Origin of the sequence: Rickettsia endosymbiont of Rhinocyllus conicus, assembly GCF_964026465.1 — a bacterium.
In the GTDB taxonomy this organism is placed as follows: Bacteria; Pseudomonadota; Alphaproteobacteria; order Rickettsiales; family Rickettsiaceae; genus Rickettsia.
In genome coordinates, this window is record NZ_OZ032155.1 from 91,223 (window position 1) to 106,444 (window position 15,222).

A 15,222-nucleotide genomic window follows, 5' to 3' on the forward strand; every position below is an offset into this window, starting at 1 on the left:
TTAGTTATATTCAAACTTGATTAATTCAAAGCAATAATCTTGAGTCTTAAAAGCTTCTTCTAGATCTTGCATATGACGATTTCTAACATAGTAATCATTAAAAGCCGTTGTTGATTTAAGGATTACCTTGTTGTTGACTATATCTTCCTCTACAACTACTAATTTAGTTAATACAGCAAAATCAATATATTTGTTATAACGTTCAATGAGGAATTTCCTTACTTTATACCATATTGAATCAGGATTTAATTGTTTGCTTAGCTGCAATAGATAATCTTGTTTTTCATCTTCAGTATTATTCTGCTTCGATTCAAGCTCAGAAAATTGTATGATTTTCAACTTCTCAATACTACTGCCATAGATCATTTGTACTTGCTGCAATATTTTATCTTGGCTATGTTCTGAAAGAAGCATATTTTTAAGCAATTTTATTTGATAGCTATTACCTACTACCCCAATAAATAAGCAGGAGCTTAGTAATTCATAAGCTGAATCAGGATTAAAACTACCAACAATTTTACGTTTTAGCTGAGCTTGCAAGCTAGTATCAAGGCTACTTTCTATCTTATCTAGGTATTGCTCTTTAGCGTTGTTTAAGTCGCTAGATTTAAACTGAAATGTAGCATTATTAGCTTTAGTAGTTTCACGTAACTCATGAGCTAAAGCTTTAGCCATATAGTTTAGTAACACTTTCTTATGGCCAAAATGGTGATTGGAATATTCTCCTGCAAGCTTTAAGAGTAATTTATTAATAAATTCCAGATTAAATTCACGATTTGATTTTACTCGCAGTAAATCAGCATCTTCTTGGCTTAAAGGGTAAAAATCTGCTAATTTCTTTCTTTTGAACCAGCCTTTATGATTAACGGCATTCATTGCTACATTATTGCTATTTGATACTGTAGAATTATGTTTTTTAGAAATTTTATCAATAACTGCTTGTAATGTAGTATTAATATGTGTAGCACCTGTTGTGATATTAGCACTAGAGAAATTAGTATTATCAGCTTGTTGTTGATCATTGGTTGAGCTTGTTGTTTTGAATTGTAAATTTGTTTCAAGTTGTTGTTCTTGTAACTGAGTTTGGTTATTATGATTAAATATATTTTTTTCATTTTGAAAAATTGTAGATTCGCTAGATCTAGATTTATTAGATATATTTTTATTATTATCTATATATAAGTAGTTGGCGAAATTTTTTTCAGGTTGAGCTGAAATTTCTTTCGGGTTGGAGCGAAAAATTTTTCGTGTAGTGCTGAAATTTTTTTCGTTTTCAGCTGAAGATTTATGATTATAAGGCTGGAAATCTTTTGCTAATTTTACACAAGGAGTATTACGACATTTGATACCATATTTAATTATTGTTGTGGTAGAAAGATTGATAAACCTAGCTTGTTCCAATTCGAGTAAACATTGTCTTACTCTTCGTTGACAAACACTCAAGTGTTGTTCAAAGAAATGATAAGTTTCCTGAAGTTCGTCAATACTGTTGTTATAGTAGATTTGCAAGCGGAAGACTATAAGAGATAGGAGTTGTCTTGAGGTTTTACTTAAAATTTTACCATTACGAGAGGAAAGAGTACTCCATTCAGGTGGAATAAAATTACCGACAAAATTGTAGAATATAACAGAGCTATTATCACTATTGTTAATATTTAACTTATTATTAGAGTTAGAGGTGGAAAAAGAGGAGAAGATATTATGCATAATATTTCTCCTGAATATCAGTTATAGAAGAGATTTGAAAGCAACTATAGTGCTTATAATGCAATCTCAAAGGAGAATATAAGGAGCATATAAATTTTTTGATAACAATACTAAACTGTGAAAAGCTAGGAGGTAAGGTGGTGGGCGATGGGGGATTTGAACCCCCGACCTTTACGATGTCAACCTAAAAGCCTCTTTTACCACACTTTTCTGCTTTTTTCTCATATACTAATTTGTAGCTCATAATCCTAGTATTTAATGGGTTTTCCTTAATTACCAAAATTATAGGCTTAACTGTAGTAGAGTTGCAATTATTTGTCAATATTAAAAAAATAGTACAAATCTAAAAATAACATGTGGATATGATGAGCATATAATTAGTTCAAACTAATGGCTAATTTTTATCTTATAATTATATTTAGACCTTTTGAATTTGATAAGAGATTATAACAACTATTGGTTATTTAATTGTATGTAGTTAGGATAAATCATCATTTTTTAAAGTATAATTCTATTTAACATAAGATTTGTTTTTCTGAGTAAAGCATACTACAGTTTAATTATATATGAATTAAGCTGTGGGAGGATTTATGTCAGTTAAATCACTATTGTTTACTAAAGAAGCATTACATGAAATTAAAGCTCCACAGGCAAAACGAGATGTATATAAAGATACCAAAGAAAAAGGATTATTGCTAATTGTATCATATGGTGGTAGTAAAATATTTTATTTGGGCACAGTACTTGATAAGAAATATCATAGAATTAAAATAGGTGTGTTCCCTGATCTATCAATTATTGATGCTAGAGCCAAAGCATCTGAATTAAAAGGTGAGATCGCCAAAGGATATAATCCTGTAGAAGAAAAAGCTAGATTATCAAAAGAACTGACCTTTAAGGAGCTTTATGATAAATACCTTAATGAATATAGTAAAATTAATAATAAAAGATGGAAAGATTATGCCGCTTCTGTAGATAGATATGCAAAACATTTATATCCTAGAAAAATATCTACTATTCTATTCAAAAAACAGATATTCAAGAATTATTTAATAATTTAACTAAAACCGGTAAATATGGAGCTATTAACCCACCAATTAAATACCTGACTTAAGAGGCATATTTAACATCATCGGCTTGGAACAATTTTTGTATATGTTTAGGATTGTTCTGTAAGCAACGTAAATAAGATTTAAGATTGTATTTTAACTCATCTTTTGTAAGAGGTATATGTTTTCTATTTACATTTCTTTTTAAGTCATTATTTAAGTATTCATCTGGATTATGTTGTGGAGTATAAGGAGGCAAAAAAAACAAAGAAATTTTATCTTTATGCTTATTTGTCCAGCTGTATACTTTTTTACTATGATGTACTTTTAAATTGTCTAATATTAAAAAGATCTTCCTTCTTGCAGATTTCACTAATCTTCTTAGAAATTCTATAAATATATCTGTTTTTAGTGTATCTTCATATAACATGAACCTTAGTTTACCATTGTTCGTAACAGTTGATATCATATTTATAGTAAATCGTTTTGATTTATGAATAACTACGGGTGTTTTGCCTTTTAAAGAATAGCTCTGTAACACCTGACATTCTGATTTTATACCCACTTCATCACACCAGTGTATTTCAGCTTGTTCCATTTGTGCTTGTTTTACTATTGCGGGATATTCTTCATCTAGCCATACTTGAACTTGTTTTGGCTGTTGCTCATAAGCTAATTTCTTTGGTTTTTGTGCAGTATATCCCCATCTTCTTAAATATTCTCCAATCGTACTTAATGGCAAAAAGAAACCACAGCATTTTTTAATCAGGGCATTAATAGCTTTTCTTGACCATAGTGCAGATTTGATATTGTGATCTTCTGGTCTAGAGTGATTTATATAATCTTGTATTTTTTTACCCAGCATTTCATTTATTATTCTTTTCTCTCCTGTCTTTCTTCCTCTAGACTTGCCAGTTATTGCATATTTATCACCTCTTCTTCTTTTGTTAACCCAGTTACTAATAGTCTGACGTGTTACTCCTATAAGATTTGATACATCTGATTGTTTTTCTCCTTTATCAATTGCTCTTAATGCAACTTTTCTTAAAGCTGCTTGTGCACTCGTTGATAATGTCCTAAAATCTTCTTTTTTTAGCATTATTTCATTCTAACATTATATTTTAGTATTTGCAACTATTATGTCAGGTATTTAATTGGTGGGTTAATATATAAGAGCAGGAGCTAAATTTGGTGATATTAAAATGGTTGATCTCATGCAGTATGACGGGCTAACCGATGTATTTTCAGGGGTATTTATGGGTATTACTGCTGAAAATATTTCAAAGCAGTTTAATATTACTAGAGAGCAGCAAGATGAATTTGCCCTAAGCTCACATCAAAAAGCTGCGAAAGCCCAAAAAGCCGGAATATTTAAAGATGAGATCTTACCTATTGAAGTGACGATTAAAAAAACTGCTAGCTTATTTGATCATGATGAGACAGTAAGACCTGATACCAGCCTTGAGATTTTAGGTAAATTACGCCCTGCTTTCGATAAAAACGGTACAGTTACTGCCGGTAATGCTTCCTCAATTAATGATGGTGCTGCATGTCTTATGGCAGTATCCGAAGAAGCATTAAAAAAGCATAATCTAACGCCGCTTGCTCGTATTGTCTCTTATGCTTCTGCCGGTGTTGATCCAAGTATTATGGGGACTGCTCCCGTTCCTGCCTCTCAAAAAGCTTTAAGCAAAGCCGGCTGGAGTGTTAATGATTTAGATCTTATCGAGGTTAATGAAGCTTTTGCCGCTCAAAGTATTTATGTTAATCGTGAAATGAAATGGGATATGAGCAAGGTTAATGTGAATGGCGGAGCAATAGCAATCGGTCATCCAATCGGTGCTAGTGGCGGTCGTGTTCTTATTACTTTAATACATGGATTAAGAAGAAATAAGGCTAAAAAGGGCTTAGTTACCTTATGTATCGGTGGCGGTATGGGTATGGCTATGTGCGTTGAAGCGTATACTCGATGAACTTGAAAAATTGGCGGCGTCGTCTTTGTAAGTCCTCCGGTGCTCACGTATTAAGTACACGCTCCGCTCCTCGGCTTATAGACTCCTTGTTCTTTTCCAAGTTGATCTTCGTATACTAAACTTATTTACTTGAAATATGGATATGAAAACTGATAAAAAGAAAACTAGTATCATAAATGTTGATAATGTGATTGATGAAATGCATAAAATTTTTATAAAAAATCAACCAAGTGAAAATAAAAAAATTTCTATGGTAGATGATTTTATAGCTGATAAACTTCAAGAATATTTCATAGAAGAAGCAAGAAGTAGAAAATAATATTTGATGCATCAGCATTTTAGATGTTCAGTATCGTCATTGCGAGCAGACATTGTTGCGTGGATCATTTTCCCCTGTCACCCCGTGGCTTGTCCACGTGGTCCAGCTAAAAAATACTAATAAAATTAGTATTTTTTATTATTTTCTGGATCTAGTTCCCAAGCCACGGGAGACGCTGTTGTGTGGATACCAAGTCGTCATTGCGAGCGGTCGTAGACCCGCGTGGCAATGACGGAAAAAATGATCTACGCAACAACGCCGCCACGGTATGACACCGAGGGCGTTTTCCGATCCACGAACAAACCTTGCAAACGGTTGGAGACTGCGTGACAATCTCATGAGTGTTGTACTGTTTTATGAGATTGCCTCCGCCCTCTGCTATGCATCTCCTCACAATGATGGGAAAACTAATCTACATAAGCAACACTCAACAGTAATTGACTATAAACTATCTTAATATATATCTGATATAATATCTCTACAACCTAATAATGCATCCTCGCAGTGTGTCATTATGTTTATGGACTCACGAAATATAGAAAAATCAGAAAATGCTTCCGGTTCGTAATTCTCCCAATAATTTTCCGCTGTTTCTACTTTATTACAAGCACGCTTTAGCTTCTGACCAAAATGCTCAAAAATATTTCCTAAATTTTTTGCCCAGTTCCACGCTATAAGATAGTTAGGATTAGAATCAGTAGAATCTTTAATAGAAGTTAGCTTAAAATGCTCTAATAAATTAGAAAAGTTATCGATGAATCTATGAGAAGTTAGTGATTTATCCGGTACATATTCAGGATCAAATTTATGAAATATTTTTAATATTTTTAAGCATACAGGTATTTCCTTAGCAAGCTCTACATAACGAGAAGCAGGATATTTTGTGCTATGAAAAGTAAAATTTTGACTATTACTCAGCTCGTGCGTATCCTTGACCAGATATGCATTAGTATCATCAATTAAACAAGAAAATATATAACTTACGGCAGCTAATTGCATGGTTGGTGACCAGTTTATAGGATTCCAAGAAGACCAGACACTAGAGGCTATATATTTAATGACTTCCCTATTATTATCCATTACATTTGCTCCTTTTAATAAATTAAAAGAAATATATTGAATGAATCTATGAAAAATACAAAAAGATTTATTGAGAATTATTAAGAGTTTAGTGATAAGCGTGTGAATTATACACAAATTTTAGAACTATAAATAGCAATATAAAAAAGTTGTTTACAACCTATCTTTTCATACTTAGGATATTTTCTATTTTAAGTATAAAATTTTGTCTATGTATAATCAATCGGACGAGCAAGTTAAAAATGTTCTAGATGTATGGAAAGTTATTGAAGTATTAACTCCCAATAAAAATGAAAATTTAAATAGATATTTTGAGATTATCAGAGAGCATACAGACCAAAAAGGTAGTTTTAGTTGCAAACTTGATAAAAAAGAGACTCTTTTTTTCTTAAAAGATGCACCATTTGAAAAGTTAGACAAAAATAAACTTGGGTTTGAACTTGAGAAATACGAGGTAGCTGTTCATTGGCATATTTATTTAGGATATCTAAAATGGTCGGAAGCAGAAATTGATATTTTAAAGAAAATTCAAAATATGAATAAGCTAGATCAAGAATTTTTAAATGATTACAATAATTTTAAGGGATATCAAGAGCAACCGACTATCACGCCTATTGCCGGCTTAACTATTGATGAAAACGGCAAATATGTTGAACGTTCGATGGTTATTTCCACTGCTGCTTATGCTCTCGGTAGAATCATGAAAGATGATTTTCAAGAAAAAGAGTTAAAAGATTTAGCAAATTTTATAGATAATAATAACAGTTTAATAGATCAAGTATTTTCTGAAAGTGAGAAAATATATTTTAAGGATAAAAAGCAAGATTCCTTAGTTAGAACTCTAGATTTAGAAATGATTAATTTGATGATTGACCTTTTAGTACAGAAGTTAGAAATTAATGAAAAATATTTATTTAATCGCTCTGAAATATGCATAAGAAGAGTTACCTCGCATAAAAAGAAAAAAGATAAACCGGTAGTTTATAATTTTACTCCTCCCTCATTGGAAATGTTTAATAGTTTTTTTCTAAAGCCGTTAGATTTTATCCGGACTAATAACACAAATATCAAACCAGAGTCAGCAGCGGCAAAATATCTTGGAAAGGAAGATAAGCCTACTTCTATAGATGTTTTGAAGCAGAAAGAAGCTTTGCAAAAGCTATTATCGCCTCTTAAGATGCAGCCGACACGTTGGTGTTCATCACCTAAAAACTCTCTTGCTGCTTTACAAGCTGCTGCAATCAATGAAGTATTGTCTCCTACTTCAGAAAAGCTTTTTGCCGTTAACGGTCCACCCGGGACAGGTAAAACTACCATACTTTTTGATATTATAGCAAATATCTATGTAGATCGTGCTTTAAATTTAATAAGTCTAAAAGATCCTAAAAGTGGATTTCAAAAAGGAAAAACTTCTCTTAGTACTCCGGAGTTTGATTATCATATTAGTTCTTTAATACCGGAGTTACAGAATTACGGTATGGTTGTAGCATCTTCAAATAATAATGCTGTTGAAAATATCTCTAATGAAATATCGCTATATAGTAAAATATATGAATTATATCATGAAGATTTAAGTTATTTTAAAAAACTTGTGTGCGGTGATGATAAAAAAAAAATTTGGGGCTTGTTTGCTACGCCTTTAGGTAATCTTAGAAATAAAAAAAGATTCGTAGAAAAGTTTTGGAAGTATAAGGATGAAGAAAACGGCAAAGATGAAGATTACACAATGCTGCAATATCTTAACTTGCTAAATAATAATGGCTGTAAGGATAAAGCACCTGCACATTTTAAACCCAAATATTGTAATTCTTCGGAAGAGCTAAATAAGGCATGGACTGAAGCTTGCACTTACTTTAAAAAACTACATGATGAAATTTACAAAATTTACAATAATATTTCATCAGCTATTGAGCTTAACAAGGAAAAGCACGATATATTAAAAAAACACAATATTGTTAACAAAAATAATATAAAAGAGTACGAAGACGAAAAAGCCTATTTAGAATCTATCTTAACTCATACAAGAAACGAGATAATGATAAATACGGCAAAAATTAATGATTATAATCTTGATTATTTCAAAGTTTTTTATAAATTATTCAAAACAGAGAAATACCTTGCTTATAGTAGTTTGTTGCATCAACAAGAAGAAAAAATAAATCACGAGAAAGCAATTATAACAAAAATTGATGATTTCAAAAGATTGATAATTATATGTGGAACTTTAGCAGTATCATATAATTTTTTAGAAGAAGAGGGTTTTGATATCAAAAATTTTGAAGAAGATTGGTTTTGGCAAAATTGGCAAGAAAATTTTAACGATTTAAATAAAATCACTCCTTATTTTAATCCCATGTTTGAAATATTAAGATCAAATTTATTTATTAGTGCCGTTAAATTACATGAGATATTTATTAATGCTAATGCTGATATTTTTTGGCATAGTCTAAAATATTTTTTTGATGTAGCTATACATTCTTCAGGTAAGCCTGAAATGAACAAGATTGCTTGGCAAAACTTTTTTATGGTTATTCCTGTTGTGTCTACAACTTTCCACTCGTTCGATAGAATGTTTGCTACTGCTGATCATAACGAAGTTCCGTGGCTATTTATTGACGAAGCAGGACAGATACCTCCGCAATATGCAGCTAGTGCTATTTATAAATCAAACAAAGTTATAGTGGTTGGTGATCCGCTACAAACAGAGCCTATTTCTATATTAAAACAAGATTTAATCAAAAAATTATGTGAAAATTTTAAAGTTTCATATTATGATTGGTCTCCGTCAGAAGTTTCGCTACAAAATTTAGCCGATCGAAATTCTTTATATCAAACCAAAATAGATGATACAACTGTTGGCTTTCCTTTATTAGTACATAGAAGATGTCAAAATCCGATGTTCAGCATATGTAATAAAATAGCTTACGGCAATAAGATGATTTTTGCAACTTCTAACTGTAAATCCGACATTAGAAATATTTTAGGTGTTTCAAAATGGATAGATGTAAAGGACAATAAAATCCAACGTTATAAATATGAATCAGAAGCCGAATTTCAAAAATTATTGCATATATTGATGCAGATTTTAGCAGAAAAAGACTGGACTAATTTACTGAAACAAATTTACATTATAACTATGTATAAGGATTACAGCGAATCTGTCCGTAGAAAATTGAGCGAAATATATGAGGATTCAAAATTTGAGAAAATAATTAAAGAATTTGGAAATAACAATATCGGCACGATACATGCTTTTCAGGGCAAAGAAAACGATACGGTAATTATGATGCTAGGAGGGAGCAAGGAGCATCATGACAAGCAAGCCGAATGTCTTAAACGTCGGTATTAGTAGGGCTAAAAATAATCTCTATGTTATCGGTAATGCGGAGCTTTGGCTGAAACATAAATATATGCAGGAAATATATAATATGCTTTCTTAGTTGTCACCCCGTAGCAGCATTGCCCACGTGGATTGAGAGTCGTCTGAGCTACGCGAATAAAATGAGCGTGGCAATCCAGAAAAATAATAAAAAATGCTATAAATTAGCATTTTTTATACTTCCTTGCTTCGTCAGTTACTTCGTAATTTCCTTAGCTCAGACGGAAAAACTGATCCGTGCAACAACGCCCCCAGTGGTTTGCTCCTAAAATACCTTGGACAATCAACTGGATGACAGCTTTAAAGCGAATGGCAATTTAATTCCGCTTCTTTCGTTCTTGTAAAATAATTGCATGTATTTGTTGAAGAGTATCGTTAAAATCATCGTTAGTAATTATATGATCATATTCGTTAGAATGTGATATTTCCGCTTGTGCTGAAGCTATGCGTAGTTGTATTGCTTCTTCATTATCAGCAGCTCTATTTCTTAAACGTTGCTCCAGTATTTCAAGGTTAGGAGGTAAAATAAATATAGAAACGGCATTAACTGCATTTTGCTTTATACTCCTTGCACCTTGCCAATCAATATCGAATAAAACATCTAGCCCTTGATTTAGCAAATTTTCGACATGTTTTTTAGGGGTACCATAATATAGATTATATATTTTAGCATGTTCAAGAAATTGATTTTGTTTAACTAATTCTTCAAATTCAGATTTAGTTTTAAAATAATAATTCACCCCGTCTTGCTCATTTGGTCGTGGTTTTCTAGTAGTTGCCGAAATTGATAAGCGTAGATTATTATCGATTTCTAATAATGCCTTTGCTAAGCTTGATTTACCTGCACCAGATGGGGAAGATAAAATTATGATCAACCCTTTATTTTTTGTCATATTTACTAACTATTCGTATTAGGTACAGTTCTCTTTATTACCTCATCAGTAGTACAACTAAAATATTTTGCTATTTTTAAAATTGTATCTATTTCAGGATTAAATTCACGATTTACTTCCGCTCTCATAATTCTGCTAATGGTAGTGTAAGGGACATCGGTAACCTCAGCGAGATATTTACGGTCTATTTTTTCTTGTTTTAACTTTTCTTCTAAAAATTCTTTTACTTTAGTAGCAAGTGCCATATTGTTATGCTCCAAATAGTTGGATTAAATATTTGTATCACGATGAAAAACACTTTTGGTGTCATCCCCGCGTAGTATTGTTGCGTGGATCGAAAAACGCCCTCGGTGTCATACCGTGGCTTGGGAACTAGAGCCAGTTAAAAATACTAATTTTATTAGTATTTTTAACTGGATCCCGTGAACAAATCACGGGATGACAGGGGGAGAATGATCCACACAACAATGCCGCCACGGGATGACATATGAGCCATTTACCAGCAGTTCTTTATAATTATAGGAAATTTATACGGACTGACAATAACTAAATCAAAGCGAATATTATAATTATTATATTTACTATTGCTGCTTAAGAACATTTCAGCTGCTCGCTTAATTCTTTTTTGCTGATTAAAAGATACAAATCTATCATCAATGTTAGAACTTCTTGCTTTTACTTCAATAAAAACAATTTCTTTATTACGCAATGCGATGATATCTATTTCACCGACATAATAACGTTTTCTATGATGAAGAATTTGATAAAATTTTATTTTATAGATTATTATACAGATATATTCGGCGATAATACCAAGATATTTTTTCTTAATATTATTTACAGTATGTAGACGAAGATCAACTTTAAAAAGAGCAAGGAGACTATAAGTCAAGGATCGCAGCGTATAATAATACGTGAGAACCGCAGATCTTATAAGGCGACGTAGCCAATTTTTCAAGTTCATCGAGTATACATTATTCTTTAGGCAATAATACTTGCACAAACTCAGTTTTAGATAGATCGGCAGCGATGTTAACTATAACATCATTTTCTGTAACTTTAGTGACATAACCAACTAAGATACCTGCTGGGTAAGTACTGCCATGACCAGAAGTTATTATCTCTTCATCTTTCTGCACTAAATGATTATTAGGTAAGTATAAAATTTTACTATTGTTATTATTACCTGCTAAAATGCCTTGTTCTCTCGAGGAACTTGTTTTAATGGGTATTCTAGAGTTAACATCACTAATTAGCATCACTTTAGCATAATTATTACTTACTTCTATTACTTTGCCGACTAATCCTTGTGAATTGGTCGTAACAATTTGATCAGGTTCAACTCCGTGTTTTCTACCAGCAGAAATTAATGCTGTTTTAGAAAAAGGACTAAAAGACACACTTAATAACTTAGCAGTAACATATTTAAATTCTTCTTCCTCGGTAACTGTTAAGAGATCTTTCAGAGCAATATTTTCAGCCCTTACTGATTCTACTTCGCTCTGAAGATGTTTGAGCCTTGCTACTTCAAGCTCAAGCTCTATATTTCGTTTTTCTAGATCTTGAAAATAAACGAATTTTTGTTTTATAGAATTTACACTTTCAAATATATTTTCATAAAATACTAATCCAGCTGATAATACGCTGCCTGTTATTTCAATAGATACATTGGATATTTTTTTAGGTGAAACAAGAAATAAATATAAAGATAATCCAAGAAAAAATATGACAAAAAAGCGTTTAAGAGTAACTATTATAGTTCTTACTAGCTCCAAGGAACTTGAAGAATTTTTTACTCTATTCGCAAGTATCGCCATCTTTAATCCTGTTTAAATAGTACATGTTTTAGCTTTGTAAAATCTTCAAGTGCTTTTCCTGTGCCGAGTGCTACACATGATAGTGCATCATCTGCAATTATCACAGGTAATTTTGTTGCCTCACTAAGAACAAAATCAAGATTTCGAAGTAATGAACCACCACCTGTTAGCACTATTCCTTTATCCACTATATCAGAAGATAATTCGGGAGGCGTCGCCTCTAATGCTACTTTTACCGCCTCAACAATTTGACTTACTGGTTCTATTAGACTATCAGCAATTTGCCTTTCATTCAATACCATTTCTTTTGGAATACCATAAATTAAATCACGACCTTTTATTTCCATAACCCTTGGTTCTGCATTTTGATCTACATAAGCAGTACCTATTTCTTGCTTTATCTTTTCGGCTGTAGCCTCACCAATTAGCAGGTTATAATGCCTTCTTATATATGAAATAATAGCCTCGTCCATCTTGTCGCCACCGACTCTTACGGACCTTGCATATACTATGCCACCTAGTGACAAAACTGCAACTTCTGTAGTACCACCGCCAATGTCAACAATCATTGAGCCAGTTGCTTCTGTTACAGGAAGCCCTGCACCAATTGCTGCCGCCATAGGCTCTTCAATTAAATATACGTCCTTACCACCCGCACTTTCTGCTGCTTCTTGAATAGCACGGCGTTCAACAGGGGTAGAGCCTGACGGTACACAAACAACAATCGTTGGACCAAAAAAAGAACGACGATTATGTACCATTTTAATAAAGTACTTAATCATTTCTTCTGCACCTTTAAAATCGGCAATCACGCCGTCTTTCAAAGGTCTTTTAGCTTCAATATCAGTTGGAGTACGACCAAGCATCATTTTTGCTTCATGACCAAAAGCATAAGGCACAAAAGAGCCATCTTTTTTTATTAATGCAACTACTGAAGGTTCACGAAGAACAATACCGCGTCCTTTTTGATATACGATAGTATTTGCCGTACCAAGATCAATAGCCATACCGGAAGAAAACCCTTCCAAAAATTTCATTATCATTTTTCTTTTTCTCTCTAAATTCTAAAAATTCTTCTATGCTAAATTAATTATAGACGAAGTTTTATTTGGAAAAGAGCAAGGCGTTTCATATTTTTTGACCGCAGCGTATACTTAATACGTGAGGATTAAAAAATATGAAACAACGCCGCCAATTTTTCAAATAAAACGAGTATAATTTAAATTTCTTTATAATGTAAAATAATAAAGTTACTAATAAAAAATATTAACATACTTGGTAACAAAATAGCAGCAATTAAAGATAGATTATTATAGGTCAGTACTTTAAGCAATATTTCTGATAATGAATATACTATAAAACCTGAAAATAATCCCAATATTAATATTTTTTCTTGCGAGTTATCACGTTGTTTTAGGCTAATAAAACAGCTTGCTAAAATTATAGTCGCTATCATCATTGCAGGTTTAAATAGTTGCTTATAATAATAAACTTGGTAATTAGTAATAGGTAGACCTGAATTTAATAATTCATCGATTAATTTAGGTAGATTCCAAATGGAAACCATTTCAGGATGAGTAAACTTATTGACCAAGCTGTTAACAGATAAATTAGTTGGTATAGTTAAGTTGTTATGTGCTTCGGTACTGTCTTTTGTAAAAACTTTGACCCTGTTTAAATGCAGTGATTTATTTTCAATGATGCCATATAATGCATCAATTCTTTTTAGAAAATTATTGTTATTATCAATAAATAAAACTGTAATATTGTTTAATTTTTTCTCAGAAATATTAATAAATTGCGTTTGAATTATTTGATTTTTCCCATTTAAAGCTTCAAAAAATAGTAAACCTGATTTAGATATTACTGCTTCATTATGTGTTTTTTTAGTAAGCTTTGCTTCTAGTAAATCATATTTTTGTAAGCCTAAAGCCCCGATAGGATTTAATATAGTCGTAAAAACTATACCTAAAATTAAAGTTACGATACACGGAATTATCAATACCTGCCAAATATGAATACCGCTAGATAATATAGCAGTTAACTCATTATTTTTTGTTAAGTTTCTAAGGAAAAAAAGCATAGAAGTAAAGCTGATTAAAGCAGAAACTTGATTCAAAAGATATGGAACTTTATATAATATAAATCGCCAAAAAAAATCAAAAGGCACATACATGTTTTTGAATTTTTGTAAGAGATCAAAGAGATTGGATATGATTAATAATCCAATTAAAATAGATAATATAATAAAAAAACACTTGAAATATAATTTAGCAAGATACCAAGAAAGTGTTTTTAAATTAATCATTTAAATTCAATTTAATAATGATTTTTTATATAACTCGTCATTGCGAGCGAATGAAATGAGCGTGGCAATCCAGAAAATACTATAAGTTGGCATTTTTTATATTTCCTTGCTTCGTCAATTACTTCGTAATTTCCTTCAATGACAAGAAAATTGACATACTCAACAAAGCCGTTCTGCGATTAAGCCACTATGATGACACATATAAATTTGTGTGGTGGGGCTGGTAGGACTTGAACCTACGACCACACCGTTATGAGCGACGTGCTCTAACCAACTGAGCTACAGCCCCATGTTCATTTGAATTTTATATAATTATTATGGCTATAAGTCCAGCAAAATTTTTATATTTTTTTAATATATATTTTAAATTTAGCTATTTTTTGCTACGAGTAAACTAGCTTTCATTTATCTATAGATATATACTCGTTTTATTTGAAAAATTGGCTACGTCGTCCTATAAGTACTGTGGTGCTCACGTATTAAGTATACGCTCCGCTCCTCGTCTTATGGACTCCTTGCTCTTTTCCAAATAAAACTTCGTCTATCCAACTCTTCATTTATTAGTAGTATACTCAAATGATTTGGAAAATTGAAATATAAAATAAGAGGCGAACACGCAGAGCCTAACTTAATAGGTGAGCATGTGAGTTTCCAAAAGTTTTGCAGAGCTCCAATTCTTCAAAGCAGAAGAGTATAC

At 31.8% G+C, this 15,222-nt stretch carries 11 protein-coding genes, 1 tRNA gene and 2 pseudogenes; 4 read left to right on the forward strand and 10 right to left on the reverse strand.

What is annotated here, in order from left to right; translation table 11 throughout:
* On the reverse strand, nt 1–1,707 hold the full coding sequence (locus AAGD54_RS00425) for a hypothetical protein (RefSeq protein ID WP_341794726.1): 1,707 nt from the start codon (nt 1,705–1,707) through the stop codon (nt 1–3).
* A 590-nt stretch (nt 1,708–2,297) separates the two neighbouring features.
* On the opposite strand from AAGD54_RS00425, the pseudogene AAGD54_RS00430 reads away from it, so the two are divergent.
* Nucleotides 2,298–2,791: pseudogene (locus AAGD54_RS00430) on the forward strand (Arm DNA-binding domain-containing protein); the annotation flags it as partial.
* Between the two features lie 26 nt (nt 2,792–2,817).
* Here the strand turns inward: AAGD54_RS00430 and AAGD54_RS00435 are convergent.
* Nucleotides 2,818–3,855 carry an IS630 family transposase gene (locus AAGD54_RS00435; RefSeq protein ID WP_341794233.1) on the reverse strand — a complete coding sequence of 346 codons (1,038 nt, stop codon included), beginning with the start codon at nt 3,853–3,855 and terminating at the stop codon, nt 2,818–2,820.
* Nucleotides 3,856–3,922: 67 nt separating this feature from the next.
* Here AAGD54_RS00435 and AAGD54_RS00440 point away from each other — a divergent pair.
* Together AAGD54_RS00440 and AAGD54_RS00455 are read left to right on the forward strand one after the other, a co-directional pair.
* Nucleotides 3,923–4,729 (forward strand): annotated as a pseudogene (locus AAGD54_RS00440) (acetyl-CoA C-acyltransferase); the annotation flags it as partial.
* Nucleotides 4,730–4,871: 142 nt separating this feature from the next.
* Nucleotides 4,872–5,048 (forward strand): AbrB/MazE/SpoVT family DNA-binding domain-containing protein, encoded by a 177-nt coding sequence (locus AAGD54_RS00455; protein ID WP_341788714.1) that lies wholly within the window; start codon nt 4,872–4,874, stop codon nt 5,046–5,048.
* Nucleotides 5,049–5,501: 453 nt separating this feature from the next.
* Here AAGD54_RS00455 and AAGD54_RS00460 read toward each other — a convergent pair whose 3' ends face one another.
* Nucleotides 5,502–6,128: a hypothetical protein gene (locus AAGD54_RS00460; RefSeq protein WP_341794728.1), complete on the reverse strand. Its 627-nt coding sequence runs from the start codon at nt 6,126–6,128 to the stop codon at nt 5,502–5,504.
* Between the two features lie 211 nt (nt 6,129–6,339).
* Here AAGD54_RS00460 and AAGD54_RS00465 point away from each other — a divergent pair, with 211 nt between their 5' ends.
* Nucleotides 6,340–9,477, forward strand: a complete 3,138-nt coding sequence (locus AAGD54_RS00465; protein WP_341794729.1) for a DEAD/DEAH box helicase — start codon at nt 6,340–6,342, stop codon at nt 9,475–9,477.
* A gap of 347 nt (nt 9,478–9,824) precedes the next feature.
* Here AAGD54_RS00465 and gmk read toward each other — a convergent pair whose 3' ends face one another.
* The 7 genes from gmk to AAGD54_RS00505 form a co-directional block, all read right to left on the reverse strand.
* Nucleotides 9,825–10,400, reverse strand: coding sequence for a guanylate kinase (gene gmk / locus AAGD54_RS00470; protein WP_341794730.1), 576 nt, complete (start codon nt 10,398–10,400; stop codon nt 9,825–9,827).
* Nucleotides 10,401–10,405: 5 nt separating this feature from the next.
* Nucleotides 10,406–10,645, reverse strand: a complete 240-nt coding sequence (locus tag AAGD54_RS00475) for a helix-turn-helix transcriptional regulator (protein WP_012152230.1) — start codon at nt 10,643–10,645, stop codon at nt 10,406–10,408.
* A gap of 251 nt (nt 10,646–10,896) precedes the next feature.
* A complete protein-coding gene (locus AAGD54_RS00480; protein WP_341788710.1) occupies nt 10,897–11,292 on the reverse strand; it encodes a YraN family protein in 396 nt (131 codons plus the stop codon).
* A gap of 82 nt (nt 11,293–11,374) precedes the next feature.
* A complete protein-coding gene (mreC, locus tag AAGD54_RS00490; RefSeq protein WP_341794731.1) occupies nt 11,375–12,217 on the reverse strand; it encodes a rod shape-determining protein MreC in 843 nt (280 codons plus the stop codon).
* 2 nt (nt 12,218–12,219) lie between these two features.
* Nucleotides 12,220–13,260, reverse strand: a complete 1,041-nt coding sequence (locus tag AAGD54_RS00495; RefSeq protein ID WP_341788708.1) for a rod shape-determining protein — start codon at nt 13,258–13,260, stop codon at nt 12,220–12,222.
* A 176-nt stretch (nt 13,261–13,436) separates the two neighbouring features.
* Entirely contained in the window at nt 13,437–14,525 is a 1,089-nt protein-coding gene (locus AAGD54_RS00500) for an LptF/LptG family permease (RefSeq protein WP_341794732.1), read from the reverse strand.
* 212 nt (nt 14,526–14,737) lie between these two features.
* Nucleotides 14,738–14,814: transfer RNA gene (locus AAGD54_RS00505), tRNA-Ile, on the reverse strand.
* Between the last annotated feature and the right edge of the window lie 408 nt (nt 14,815–15,222).

Bases quoted from the DNA above. Each gene is read 5' to 3' on its own strand.
- AAGD54_RS00495 (WP_341788708.1), bottom strand. From the start codon at position 13,260: ATGATAATGAAATTTTTGGAAGGGTTTTCTTCCGGTATGGCTATTGAT.
- mreC (WP_341794731.1), bottom strand. From the start codon at position 12,217: ATGGCGATACTTGCGAATAGAGTAAAAAATTCTTCAAGTTCCTTGGAG.
- AAGD54_RS00455 (WP_341788714.1), top strand. From the start codon at position 4,872: ATGAAAACTGATAAAAAGAAAACTAGTATCATAAATGTTGATAATGTG.
- gmk (WP_341794730.1), bottom strand. From the start codon at position 10,400: ATGACAAAAAATAAAGGGTTGATCATAATTTTATCTTCCCCATCTGGT.
- AAGD54_RS00475 (WP_012152230.1), bottom strand. From the start codon at position 10,645: ATGGCACTTGCTACTAAAGTAAAAGAATTTTTAGAAGAAAAGTTAAAA.
- AAGD54_RS00435 (WP_341794233.1), bottom strand. From the start codon at position 3,855: ATGCTAAAAAAAGAAGATTTTAGGACATTATCAACGAGTGCACAAGCA.
- AAGD54_RS00500 (WP_341794732.1), bottom strand. From the start codon at position 14,525: ATGATTAATTTAAAAACACTTTCTTGGTATCTTGCTAAATTATATTTC.
- AAGD54_RS00465 (WP_341794729.1), top strand. From the start codon at position 6,340: ATGTATAATCAATCGGACGAGCAAGTTAAAAATGTTCTAGATGTATGG.
- AAGD54_RS00425 (WP_341794726.1), bottom strand. From the start codon at position 1,707: ATGCATAATATCTTCTCCTCTTTTTCCACCTCTAACTCTAATAATAAG.
- AAGD54_RS00460 (WP_341794728.1), bottom strand. From the start codon at position 6,128: ATGGATAATAATAGGGAAGTCATTAAATATATAGCCTCTAGTGTCTGG.